The organism is Streptomyces sp. NBC_00433 (assembly GCA_036015235.1).
Lineage (GTDB): Bacteria > Actinomycetota > Actinomycetes > Streptomycetales > Streptomycetaceae > Actinacidiphila.
Window position 1 is genome coordinate 1140802 of the sequence record CP107926.1, and the last position, 11824, is coordinate 1152625.

9 protein-coding genes are annotated in these 11824 nt (G+C 76.1%); 7 read left to right on the plus strand and 2 right to left on the minus strand.

Features of this window, described 5'->3' with window-relative positions:
* The 6 genes from OG900_04430 to OG900_04455 all read left to right on the plus strand — a co-directional run bounded on the left by OG900_04430 (window position 1) and on the right by OG900_04455 (window position 8387).
* A complete protein-coding gene (locus OG900_04430; protein ID WUH89472.1) occupies window positions 1-891 on the plus strand; it encodes a hypothetical protein in 891 nt (296 codons plus the stop codon).
* A complete protein-coding gene (locus OG900_04435; protein WUH89473.1) occupies window positions 888-1502 on the plus strand; it encodes a hypothetical protein in 615 nt (204 codons plus the stop codon). Before OG900_04430 ends, OG900_04435 begins: the two co-directional genes overlap by 4 nt.
* Before the next feature lies 1 nt (window position 1503).
* A complete protein-coding gene (locus tag OG900_04440; protein WUH89474.1) occupies window positions 1504-2817 on the plus strand; it encodes an acyl-CoA dehydrogenase in 1314 nt (437 codons plus the stop codon).
* Window positions 2814-3428, plus strand: coding sequence for a 4'-phosphopantetheinyl transferase superfamily protein (locus tag OG900_04445; GenBank protein ID WUH89475.1), 615 nt, complete (start codon window positions 2814-2816; stop codon window positions 3426-3428). The genes OG900_04440 and OG900_04445 overlap by 4 nt, the downstream gene beginning before the upstream one ends.
* Window positions 3425-5260, plus strand: coding sequence for a hypothetical protein (locus OG900_04450; protein WUH89476.1), 1836 nt, complete (start codon window positions 3425-3427; stop codon window positions 5258-5260). Before OG900_04445 ends, OG900_04450 begins: the two co-directional genes overlap by 4 nt.
* Before the next feature lie 226 nt (window positions 5261-5486).
* Window positions 5487-8387: an AAA family ATPase gene (locus tag OG900_04455; GenBank protein WUH89477.1), complete on the plus strand. Its 2901-nt coding sequence runs from the start codon at window positions 5487-5489 to the stop codon at window positions 8385-8387.
* An 11-nt stretch (window positions 8388-8398) separates the two neighbouring features.
* Here the strand turns inward: OG900_04455 and OG900_04460 are convergent, their stop codons facing one another.
* Window positions 8399-9826 carry an NAD(P)/FAD-dependent oxidoreductase gene (locus OG900_04460; protein WUH89478.1) on the minus strand — a complete coding sequence of 476 codons (1428 nt, stop codon included), beginning with the start codon at window positions 9824-9826 and terminating at the stop codon, window positions 8399-8401.
* A 43-nt stretch (window positions 9827-9869) separates the two neighbouring features.
* Complete coding sequence (locus OG900_04465) at window positions 9870-10127, minus strand: hypothetical protein (protein WUH89479.1); 258 nt, start codon at window positions 10125-10127, stop codon at window positions 9870-9872.
* 262 nt (window positions 10128-10389) lie between these two features.
* Between OG900_04465 and OG900_04470 the strand changes: the two genes are divergently transcribed.
* Window positions 10390-11517, plus strand: a complete 1128-nt coding sequence (locus tag OG900_04470) for a glutamate--cysteine ligase (protein ID WUH89480.1) — start codon at window positions 10390-10392, stop codon at window positions 11515-11517.
* Window positions 11518-11824 lie beyond the last annotated feature (307 nt).

Sequence of the window (11824 nt, forward strand, 5' to 3'; positions counted from 1 at the left end):
GTGCCCCCGCCCCACGCCGCGCTCGCGCTGGAGTCGGCTGTCTGGCTGGTGGCCGGACACCGCAATCCGTACGGCTACGACCAGGAGCTGCTGGACTACCACCAGGACCTGATCGCCCCGCACGGGCTGCCGCTGCGCGAGGACCTGGTCCGCGCCGGGACCGGCGTGTCCTTCACCGACCTCGCACACCGCCTGGTCGGCGCGGCACGCCGGTCGGGGCTGCCGCCGTGGCCGCAGGGACCCGACCTGCTGGTGCTGGCCTACGCCCTGCCGGACTACCACCCGCTCACCACCGTCAGCGCGGACGTGAACCGGCTGCTGGGCGGCGGGGCGCGCAGCTTCGCGGTCTCCGAGCAGGGGCTGCGCGCGCCGTACACCGCGCTGCGGCTGGCACGGGCCTACGCACGGTCCGGCCGCTGCGCACGCCTCGCGCTGCTCGTGCTGGAGCAGACGACACTGCCTTACGCGGAACCGCTGCTGGCGCAGGGGCGGTTGACGGACTCCGGGGCGCTGCTGTTCTTCGGCCCGGACGGCGGCTACGAGCCGGCCCCGCCGCCGGCCGCCGTGCCGGGGGGCCGGCTCGCCGGCGCCCTCGCCGCGGCGGCGGACGGCGTGCCGGAGCAGGACGTGCTGGTGGTGGCGGGACCGGGGGCGGACACGGCGGAGCTGGCGGCCGCCGGCCTGCCCTGCCACCGGGCCGGCCCCGGCTCGTACTGCACCGGCGTCTGGCTCGATGTGGCCCGGCACCACCGGGACTGGGCCGCGCGCCACCGGGCCCTCGTGCTGTGCGACACCGACCCGAGGACCGGCCGCAGCAGCGTCCTGGCCCTGCACCACCGGGGCGCCGCCCCGGACACCGCCCGACCGCCGGCAAGGAGTGCACACCGATGAACCCGACCGCCTCACCCACGCGACCCGCTCCGCAGGCGGGCACCGCCGCACCCTTCGGTTTCCCGCGGCGGCTCGACGCGCTGCACGCGCACGCCCTGCGGGAGGACGCGGGCGGTCCGCCGGGCCGCCGCGTGCCTTCACGGGGCGGGCTGGTGCTGCTGGCCGCGGCGGCCGCTGACGGGGCGTCGCCCGGCCGCTTCGGGCTCGCCTGCCGGCCTGCGACGCCCGGGGAGCTGGCGGTGCCCGCGCCGGTCCGCGAGGCCTTCGGAGCCGGTCTCCTCGCGCTGCACTGCGACCTGGTCGAACACACCGTGCGGCACGCCCTGGACCACCTGGGCGCCAGGACGTCGGGCGGCGCGGACCTGCTGTCGCGCCAGCTGGTGCAGGCCGGCCTGGCCGACGCGGCCCTGGTCCTGATCGAGGAGCGTGCGGGCGGCCCGCCGGCCGGCCGGGACGCCCTCGGGCGCGCGCACCTGCGGCTCGTCGCGGCGGGCCGCACGCTGCTGCGGCTGCTGGGGGCCAGCGGCTTCCTCGCCGACGGCCCCGGCGGTGAGCTGCACGCGGCCGAGATCGCCGCGAACGTCTACGCCCACCCAGGTACGGAGGGATGACATGTCCGACTTCGGTGGCCTCGCCGCGCCGCCCGCGGTGACATATCCGACGGCCTACGCGCCCCCGGGGGCGCCGCTCGCCGGAACCGACCTCGACCCGACGCTGCGCGACCTGGACCGCCACTGCCGCGAGCTGTCCGCGGGGATGCGGGAGGCGGGGGCCGCGGTCGACCGCGACCCCGACGCCATCGCGGGGCTGCTGCACCTGCCTGCCGTCGGCTTCCAGGCGCAGGGCTCGCTGCCGCCCGAATACCGCGACACCGGCGCCCACCCGGCCGGGCCGGTGCGGGCCAGCGCCTCCTCGCTCGGCTGGGCCGTCACCGCGGAGCGGCTGGCCTACGGGGACGCCGGGGTGCTGCTGGCCTGCCCCGGCCCCTCGCTGTCCGGACTCGCCGTGGAGGCCCTCGCGGACGACGCCCAGCGCACCGCGTACTACGAGCGCGTCACGTCGGCCCCGACCTGGACCTTCTTCGGGCTCACCGAGCCGCGCAAGGGCTCGGCCGCCATGGAGCTGGAGACCACGCTGACCCCGGGCGGCGGCGACGGCGAGCTGGTGCTTGACGGTGAGAAGCGGTACGTCGGCACCGCCGCGAGAGCGCAGACGGGCGTGGTCTTCTGCCGCCGCGCGCCGGGCCCCTGGGGCATCGAGGCGGTCCTGCTCGACACCGCGCAGCCGGGCTTCGAGGCCGAACTGCTGCCCATGGTCGGCCTGCGCGGCGCCCGGATCAGCCACATCCGGCTGACCGGCCTGCGGGTGCGGCCCGAGCAGGTGCTCGGCCGGCACCGCCCGCCGAGCCGGCGCGGCCTGTACGGCGCCCTGCACGTCCTCTACCGCGGGCGGCCGGGCATCGCGGGAATGGCGCTCGGCGTGACCCAGGCGGTGTGCGACTACACGGCGGCGCAGCGGCCCGCCATGCCCGCCTCGGCCCGCGCGCGCCTGGACGGGGTGCTCGACCGTGCGGCGGCGCTGCGCCGGCTCGTGCACACCGTCGCGGGCGAGATCGACCGCGGTGTGGTGGACGTCCCGAGGATCGGCGCGGTGAAGTCCAGGGCGGCCGCCCTCGCGGAGGAGACGACGCTGCTGGCCGCCGAACTGCTGGGGCCGGCCTCGCTGATCGAGCACCCGTGGCTGGAGAAGGCCTACCGGGACGTGCGGGCCTTCGAGTACATGGAGGGCACCGGCGCGGTGCACCGCCTGTCGGTCTTCCACGGCCTGGTCAAGGGCGACCTGCTGGGCGGCGGCGCGGTCCCGGCCGGGCCGTACGCGCCGCCGGCCGGCGTCCCGGCGGGCGCCGGCGGAAGGAGCCCGGGATGACCGGCCCGGCCCTGTCCGGCGTACCGCCCCGCGCCCCGGGGCTGCGGCTCGGCGTGGACCTGCTGCGGGCCGGCGAGCTGGACCGCGTCATGGGCCGGGGCTGGTTCACCGCCCACGTCTACGCGCCCGGTGAGCTGGCGGAGGCCGCGGCGCTCGGCCCGGCGCGGCGGCGCGAATACCTGGCCGGGCGGTTCGCCGCGAAGGAGGCGCTGCTCAAGGTGCTCGGGCGCGGCCTGTTCCAGGGCGTCGCCCCCCGGGACATCGCGGTGCTGCGCCGCCCGGAGGGGGCGCCCGCCGTGACGCTCGGCGGGAGCGCGGCCCGCGCGGCGGCGGACCTGGGCCTCGACGCCTTCGCCGTCTCCCTCAGCCACAAGGACGACCTCGTCGCGGCGGTGGCCGCCGGCTGGCGGGGGCACGCGGGCGATCCGCGCCCGGCGGCCGGTGCCGCCCCGCTGCTGGCCGCCGCGATCGGCGCCGCGCTGCCGGCGGGCCCGCCCGTGTCCGCCGTCCCCTTCGACGCCTGCCGGCCGTCCCCGTCCCGCGCCGGCTCCCCCGCAGCGGCCACGTCCGCCATGCCCGCCGTCACCGCCACCTCGCAGGAGTCCTCATGACCGCCACCGGCACGCCCCGAGTCGTCCTGGGCTACAGCGGCCTCGACGGGTCGCAGGAATGCAAGACGCGCGAATTCCCCGGCCTGAGCACACCGGAGAGCCGGCTCTTCCAGGGCCTGGACTCGGCCGCCGCGCTGCTGGTCGACGGCGAACTGGTCGCCGCCGTGCAGCAGGAGCGTTTCTCCGGCTCGAAGTTCGACCACCGCTTCCCGCGCGAGGCCATCGACTACTGCCTGCGCTCCGCGGGGCTCGGCATGGCCGACGTGGAGGTCGTCGCCCACAACTTCGACTACGGGCGCGTGGCGGCCTTCTCGCAGGCGGACGCCTACTCCCGGCTGCGCTATTCCTCGGTCTACGACCCCGCCAACCAGATCCGGCTGCTGCACGAGAACTACCCGGCCGCCGCCGGGCGGCTGGAGGTCCGGCCGGTCAACCACCACCGGGCGCACGCGCTCAGCGCCGCTGTCCCGTCCGGTTTCGGCGAGGCGCTCGTGGTCGTCCTGGACGGGATGGGCGAGCTGCACGCCGTCACCGTCCACCACTGGAAGGACGGCGAGCTGCGGCGGCTGGCCGCGCTGGACTTCCGCAGCAGCCTCGGCCTGCTCTACGGGCTGACCACCCTGCACCTGGGGTTCTGGCCCAACAGCGACGAGTACAAGGTGATGGCCCTGGCCGCGTCCGGCGACCCCGCCCGCTTCCGCGCCGCGCTGCGCGAGGCCGTCGTCCTGGAGGCCGACGGGCGCTTCTCGGTCCCGCTGCTCGGCCTGAACCACGACCCCCGCGCCCGCGAGACCTTCTCCGGGTCGCGGCAGCGGCTGGTGGACTACGGGTGCCCGGCGCAGGAGCCGGGGCGGCCGCCGACGCCGTTGCAGACGGACTTCGCCGCGGCGGTCCAGGAGCGCGTCGAGGAGGCCTTCCTGCACGTGGTCGGCCACTGGGTGCGGCAGACCGGGGTGGCGCGCGTGGCGCTGGCCGGCGGCGTCGCGCTCAACTGCGTGGCGGTCGGCAGGCTGTGCGCGTCAGGGCTGGTCCAGGAGGTGTACGTGCAGCCGGCCGCCGGCGACGAGGGCACCGCGGTCGGCGCGGCCCTGGCCTTCGCCGCCGACCCCGCGGCGGTCCGCTGCCCGCCGATGACCTTCCTCGGCCCGGACGTCGACGAGACCCCGCCGCCGTCCGCGACGCCTTACTGGCACGCTCCGGCCGCGCCCGGGGTCGCCGAGGAGGCCGCCGCCGCGCTGCTCGCCGAGGGCTGCGTCCTCGGCTGGGCCCAGGGGCGGCTGGAGTTCGGGCCGCGGGCGCTGGGCAACCGCAGCATCCTGGCCGACCCGCGCGAGCGCGGGACGCGCGACCGGGTCAACGCGGCGGTGAAATTCCGCGAGGGCTTCCGCCCGCTGGCGCCGGCGGTCAAGTCCGAGTCGCTGACCGCGTGGTTCGACGTCCCCGCCGCCGCGCAGCTGCGCCACATGACGGTCACCGTCCCCGTACGCCCCGAGTGCAGGGACCTGATCCCGGCCGTGGTCCACGACGACGGCAGCGCCCGCGTGCAGAGCGTGCACGTCGACGAGGTGCCGGGGCTGTGGCGGATCCTGGACGGCTTCGAGCGGCTGACCGGTGTGCCGGTGCTGATGAACACCTCGCTCAACGTCAAGGGCCAGCCCACCGCGCGCGACGGCGCCGAGGCGTACGCCACCTTCTCGTCCTCCCAGTTGGACGTGGTCTTCATCGGCGGCACCGTCTACGCCAAACCCGCCTGGGAGCAGCGGGTCAAGGACGCCCTGGCGGCCGCCGAGCGGCCCGGAGCGCCCGCGCGGGAAGCGGCGGGCGGACGCTGACGCCGGCCGTCCGACGCCACTGCTGGGACAAAGAGCCGGATTCGTGCCACGATCCCACTACGTCAAAGGTGCAGACCAATAACAGCGCAACGCTCGGTTCGACGCGGTACCGCGGGCAACCATGAGAAGCACTCGAAAGGTCTTGACTGTGAAGCCGCTGACCAGGCATCCAGGGGATGGCGCAACGAACACGCCGGGCGCTCGCACGGGCGCCGGTGAGCCCTTCGTGGGGAGGCGCAGCGAGTTACGGACGCTGGAGGTCGTCCTGGCCGGGCTGGAGGACAGCCGCGGCAGCCGGGTCCTGGAGATCATCGGCGAACCGGGCATCGGCAAGACGCGATTACTCGGCAAGCTGGAGCAGGCCGCCGCCGCGCGCGGCCTCCCGGCACTCACCGGCCGCGCCCCCGAACCCGAACGCCGTATCCCCTTCGGCCCGTTCGTGGACGCGCTGGACGACGGCCTCGCCGACCTCGCGGCCGGCGGCGCCGCACGGCCCACCCATGAGACGCTCAGATCGCTCGGCTCGGTCTTCCCCTCGCTCGCGCCCCTGGTGCCGGCCGCGGGCACCCACCCGGCGCCGCTGCCGCTGGGACTGCACGGCTTCTACCGGGCGGTGCGCCAGTCGCTGCACGCGCTGGCCGTCCCGGCGCTGGTCCTGGCGCTCGACGACATGCACCGGGCGGACGAGGAGTCCGTGGAACTCATCGCCCAACTGCTGCGCCGGCCCATCGACACCCCCGTCCTGCTGGTCCTGGCCCACCGCCACCGGCAGACCCCGGTCCGGCTGCGCGCGGCGCTCGCCGGTACCGCGTGGGACCACGAGCGCCTCCAGCTCGGACCGCTCAGCGACCGCGACATGGCCGCCCTGCTCGGCGAGCGCACGAGCACGCCCTGGCACCGCGCGCTCTACCAGGAGAGCAGGGGCAACCCGCTCTACCTCAAAGCCCTGCACGCGTGCATGCCCCAGAGCCTGCCGGCCGACCCCTCCCTCACGCCGGGCGACGCCGGGGAGCTGCCGCCCGCGGTGGAGGCCGCGCTGCTGGCGGAACTCGACGCGCTCAGCCCGCGCGGCGCGCTGCTGGCCAGGGCCGCCGCGGTCGCCGGGGAGTCCTTCGACGTGCCGCTCGCCGCCGAGATCGCCTCGCTCGACGAGGCCGTCGCCCTCGGCGCGATCGACGAGCTGGCCGCCCAGGACATCATCAGGCCCACCGCGGGCCCCCTCGACTTCTCCTTCCGGCACGCCCTGGTGCGCCGCGTCGTCTACGACAGCACCAGCCCCGGCTGGCGGCTCGGCGCCCACGCCCGCGCCGCGGTGGCCCTGCGCCGCGCCGGCCTGCCGGCCGCCGCCCGCGCCTACCACGTCCAGTGCACCGCGGCGGTCGGCGACCTCGACGCCGCCGAGGTGCTGGCCGAGGCGGCGCAGGCGGTACGCGTCCAGGCGCCGGCCACCGCGGCGCAGTGGCTGCGCACCGCCCTGCGCGTCATACCGGCCGCCGGCGAGCACACCGCGCGCCGGCTGGAGCTGATGGTCATGCTGGGCACGGCGCTTGGCGCCTCCGGCCACCTCCAGGCCAGCCGGAAGGTGCTGCACGAGGCGCTGGCCGGCTTCCCCGGCCGGCCGTCGGCCCCCCGGGCCGAGGCCGCCGCGCTGTGCGCGCGCCTGGACCGCCAGCTCGGCCGGCCGGTGGAGGCCGGGGAGCTGCTCGACCGCGAGATCGCGGCGCTCAGGGGCGCACCGGGTCTGGAGCGTGCCACGCTCGAACTGGAGCGGGCGCAGGGCGAGTTCGCGGCGGGCCAGAGCACGGCGAGCCGCGAGTGGGCCTACCGGGCGCTGGCGACCGCCCGCAGCCACCCGTCGGCGGCCCCCTTCCAGGCCATGGCCCTCGGCATCGCCGCGTCCGCCGCCTGCCTCGCCGCGGACCGCAAGGCCGCGGCGCGCGAGGCGGACCGGGCCGCTGAGCTGCTGGACCGGATGCTGGACGCGGAATTCACCCTGCGCCAGGACGCCGGGGCGTGGGTCGGCTGGAGCGAACTGCTGCTGGAACGCCCCGCCGAGGCGCTGCGCCACGTCGACCGCGCGCTGGCCTGCGCCAGGTACGGCGGGCAGGCCGCGCTCCTGCCGAACGTCTTCGTCGCCCGCACCCTGCTGCTGCACTCCCTGGGCCGGCTGCACGAGGCCAGGAGCTGCGCCGAGGAGGGCGTCGACCTCGCCCAGGCGTCCGGCGGCGGCGAGGAGCGGGCCGCCGCCCGCGTACTGAACCGCTGGGCCGGCCTGTGGACCGGCGACCCCGCGGCCCCGCCGGGCGCGGGCCTGCGCCCGGTCGAGCCGCGGCCCGGTCCTGCCCAGGGGCTCTTCGACTCGCTCTCGCGGTACATGCAGGCCGAGCACCGGCTGGAGTCGGGCGACGCCGAAGGCTGCCTGACCCTCGCACGCACCGGTGGCGGCCCCGGCTTCGAGGCCTTCGACCCGTGGTCGCGGGTGAGCTGGTGCGAACTGGCGGTGCGGGCAGAACTGGCCGCGGGACGCGCGCAGGAGGCCCGCCGCGCCGCCGACCTGGGCGCGCGCGCCGCCGCCCGGCTCGGCCTGCCCGGCCGCACCGGCCTCGCGCTCCTCGGCCAGGCGCAGGCACGGGCGGCCCGCACACCGGCCGGCGCGCTGGACACGGCCAGGTCCGCCGCGGAGGCGCTGGAGTCCGCGGGCTCGGTGATGGACGCCCTCCGCGCCCGGATGCTCGTCGGCACCCTGCTGGCGGCCTGCGGGAAAGCGGAGGAGGCCGAGGCGTGCCTGCGGGAGGTGCAGACCGCGTGCGCGGCCTACGGCGCCCGGCCGATGGCCCGCCGCGCGCTCGCGGCCCGCAGGGACCTGGACTGCCGCACCGGCCCCGCCCCCGCGGGCGCCGCGGACGCCGGCCGGCCGTCGCTGACCCAGCGGGAGAAGGAGGTGGCGTCCCTGGTCAGCGAAGGACTGACCAACCGCCAGATCGCCCAGCGGCTCTTCCTGGCCGAGAAGACGGTCGAGATGCACCTGTCCCGCGTCTTCGCCAAGCTCGGCGTCAGCAGCAGGACGGCCCTGGCCGGCCTGCTGATCCGCGCCGCGGCGGCCTCGGTCCGGCCGGGCCTGCTGTGAGGGCGCCGTGCCTATGCCGGGTGTGAGCGGCGGAAGTGGCGCAGGGCCGCCTCGGCCGCGTTGGCACCGCACATGCCGTGCGCGCCCGGTCCCGGCGGTGTCGCGGCCGAGCAGAGGTACATACCGGGGATGCCGGTGTCGTAAGGGGAGAGCGTGGGCCGCGGTCCGAGGACGAGCTGGCGTGCGTCCTTGGCGCCGGTGACGATGTCGCCGCCCACGTAGTTGGCGTTGTAGGCGGGCATGTCCGCGGTGGAGCGCGATACGTGTCCGAGGACGCGCTCCCGGAATCCGGGGGCGAACCGCTCGATCTGGCCGATCACCGCCTGGGTCGCGTCGCCGGTGTAGCCGTGGGGTACGTGCGCGTAGCTGTAGACGGGGTGGATGTCCCCGACGGAGCGCTGCGGGTCGGCGAGATACTGCTGGCCGACGAGGACGAAAGGGCGCTCGGGCATGCGGCCCGCGTGGACGTCCCGCTCCGTGGCGGCGATCTCGGCGTAGGTGCCGCCGAGGTGGAGCGTGCCGGCCCGGTGGGCGTCCGGGTTCGTCCACGGCACGCCGCCCTCGACCGCGAAGTCGACCTTGAAGGCTCCAGGGGCGTGCCGGAAGCGCCGGTAGGCGCGGGCGACACGGGACGGCAGCCGGTCGCCGACGATCGCGGCGACGGCCCGCGGCGCGAGGTCGAAGATCGTGACGTCCGCGGGCGGCAGGTCGCGTGCGTGCCGCACCTCGACGCCGGTCTCGATCGTGCCGCCGTGTTCGGCGAGGACCGCGGCCAGCGCCGCGGAGATCGACCGCGATCCGCCGGCGGCGACGGGCCAGCCGTGCCGGTGCCCGGCGGTGATGATGCCCAGGCCGATGGCGGAGGAGAGCGGGTGGTGCAGCGGCCGGAAGGCGTGCGCGGCGACCCCGCCGAACAGCGCCCGGCCCCGCTCGGTGGTGAACAGCCGCGCGACGGCCGAGCCCGGCAGCAGCGTCGGCAGGCCGAACCGGGCGAGGGCGAGCGGGTGCCGGGGCAGGCGCAGCAGCGGCCCCATGATGTCCTCGGCCAGCATGTCGAAGCGGGCCGCCGGCCCGGCGAAGGCCAGCCGCCAGCGGGCACCGTCCCTGCCGAGCCCGGCGGCGGTCGCCTCGACCGAGCGGTGCAGCACGCCGGCATCGCCGCCGTCGAGCGGGTGGACGCAGTCGATCTCCGGCCAACGCCAGGCCAACCCGTACCGCTCAAGCCCGAGGCCCTGCAGGAATGCCGATCCGACGGCCATCGGGTGGATGGCCGAGCAGTGGTCGTGCAGCAGCCCCGGCAGGACGGCCTCGCCCGAGCGCGTACCGCCGCCGATCTCGCCGGCCGCCTCCAGCACGGTGACCCGGGCGCCCGACCGGGCGAGGACGACAGCGGCGGCGAGCCCGTTGGGCCCGCTGCCGACAACGATCGCGGTCATCATGCGAGCGACCCTAACGGCCGCGGCCCGCAGCGATCTGCGCGGCTCAGGCCGGCGGCCCGTAGCCGCCGGCGCCGGGCCCCGCGGCTTCGCGGTCCCGCAGCAGTCTCAGGCGGGCCGTCAGGGAACGGATGATCGGGAGGCGGTTCCGGTGCGCGCGCTCGTATCGGAGGAGGTCCGCCAGCTCCTCCGTGCCGAGGCCGGGGAAATAGCTCTCGGCCGTCCGGCCGGCGAGGTGGTTGTAGTCCGCGATGGGCAACTGCTCCGTCGGTGGACCACCGGTCTCGTTATCGAACAACTCCATGCGAACCTCCCCGGAATCCCTCGCTCACATGCCCCGAAGACCGAGGTGGAAACGCCCGGATCACCGCAAGAGTGGTGATCACGCGGTGTTCGAGTCACAGGACCGCCGTGGCGCGGCGGACCGGCTGTCCCGCCGCCGCGGTGCGTGAGCGGAAGGCGGGCGGCGCCCGTCAGGCGACACCATGCCCCGGACGGTCCTGACCACCGGAGCGAGCGGCGGGGTTCCAGTCGTTGCCCCGGCCGAATCGGGGTAGCCGTCGACCATGACGACAGGCGTGACGCTCGGAGTCGAGGAAGAGTTCCTGCTGCTGGACCGTGCGAGCGGGCTGCCGGTGCCGCGCGCCGGCGAGGTCCAGGAGGCGGTGCAGTACGAGCCCGCGATGCTCCGCGAAGAGGTCGACAGCGAACTGCTGCAGGCCATGGTGGAGGTCGCCACGCCGGTGTGCTCCGGCCTGGACGAGGTCGCCGCGCACCTCGCCCGCTTCCGCGAGTCGGTTTCCGGGGCGGCACTCGACGCGAGCTGCCGGCTCGCCTCGACCGGCGGGGCGCCCCTGGCGGGAGGGGCGGCCGTGCCCGTGACCGACGACCGCCGCTACCGGGAGATGCGCGAGGACGCCGCGCGGCTGGTCGACGAGCAGCTGATCTGCGGCATGCACATCCACGTCGCCGTGCCCGATCGCGAGGCGGGCGCCGCCGCGCTCGGCCGGCTGCGCCCGTGGCTGCCGGTGCTGGTGGCCCTGGGCGCCAACTCGCCCTTCTGGGACGGGCGTGACACCGGGTTCGCCAGCTGGCGCACCGTGGTCTTCGGCCGCTGGCCGGTCAGCGGCCCGCCCCCGTTCTTCTCCGGCGCGGCTCATTACGAGGAGCGGGTGGCCGCCCTGCTGGGCACCGGCGTGATCGCCGACCGGCACCAGCTCTACTGGCACGCCCGGCTGTCCGACGACTACCCGACGCTGGAGGTCCGGGCGCCTGACGTGCAGGTGGACGTCGACAGCGCCGTCACCATCGCCGGGATCGCCCGCGCCCTGGTGTCGACCGCGCTGCACGAGGGCAGCCGCGGAGACCGCCCGCTGGACCCGCCGGCCAGCGTCATGCAGGCGGCGGGCTGGCATGCCGCACGGCACGGCCTGACCGGCGACCTGGTCGACCCGCGCACCGGCACACCCTCGCCGGCGGCCGACGTGGTCGGCTCGCTGCTGGAACGCCTCGCGCCCGCGCTCAAGGAGCTCGGCGACACCGACCGGGTGACAGCCGGGGTGCAGCAGCTGATCGACAACGGGACAGGAGCGGCGAGGCAGCGGGCCGCCCTCGCCCAGGGCGGCACGGAAAGGCTTCTCGACCTCATCGCACCCGAGCCGCCAGAACCCGACGCCGGCGCTGCCGCGCGCTGAGCGCGGCCGCGCACCTGCCGCTGGGGGAAATGTGCGGAAGGTTCACCCTTCCGGGCGCGACCCCCGCGCGATCAGTTGCTCCGGATGGCGAAAATCACTCCCGCGACGAAGACCACGAAGATGATCGAGTACCAGATGATGTCGTCCTGAACGGTATGGCTCAAAGCCAGGTCTACGAACCCTGCGGGCATGGCGACGACCTTTCGTGGGCATTTCTCCTCCTTTGACGTGTTCCCAAAGGTGTCCCTGGATTCACATCACGCGGCCGGCCCGCACCGCGGCGGCCCATGGCAGGAGCGCCCAGGGC

Excerpts from the sequence above, each read along its gene's own strand:
- OG900_04465 (WUH89479.1), bottom strand. The coding sequence starts at position 10,127 with ATGGAGTTGTTCGATAACGAGACCGGTGGTCCACCGACGGAGCAGTTG.
- OG900_04445 (WUH89475.1), top strand. The coding sequence starts at position 2,814 with ATGACCGGCCCGGCCCTGTCCGGCGTACCGCCCCGCGCCCCGGGGCTG.
- OG900_04460 (WUH89478.1), bottom strand. The coding sequence starts at position 9,826 with ATGATGACCGCGATCGTTGTCGGCAGCGGGCCCAACGGGCTCGCCGCC.
- OG900_04435 (WUH89473.1), top strand. The coding sequence starts at position 888 with ATGAACCCGACCGCCTCACCCACGCGACCCGCTCCGCAGGCGGGCACC.
- OG900_04450 (WUH89476.1), top strand. The coding sequence starts at position 3,425 with ATGACCGCCACCGGCACGCCCCGAGTCGTCCTGGGCTACAGCGGCCTC.
- OG900_04470 (WUH89480.1), top strand. The coding sequence starts at position 10,390 with ATGACGACAGGCGTGACGCTCGGAGTCGAGGAAGAGTTCCTGCTGCTG.
- OG900_04440 (WUH89474.1), top strand. The coding sequence starts at position 1,504 with ATGTCCGACTTCGGTGGCCTCGCCGCGCCGCCCGCGGTGACATATCCG.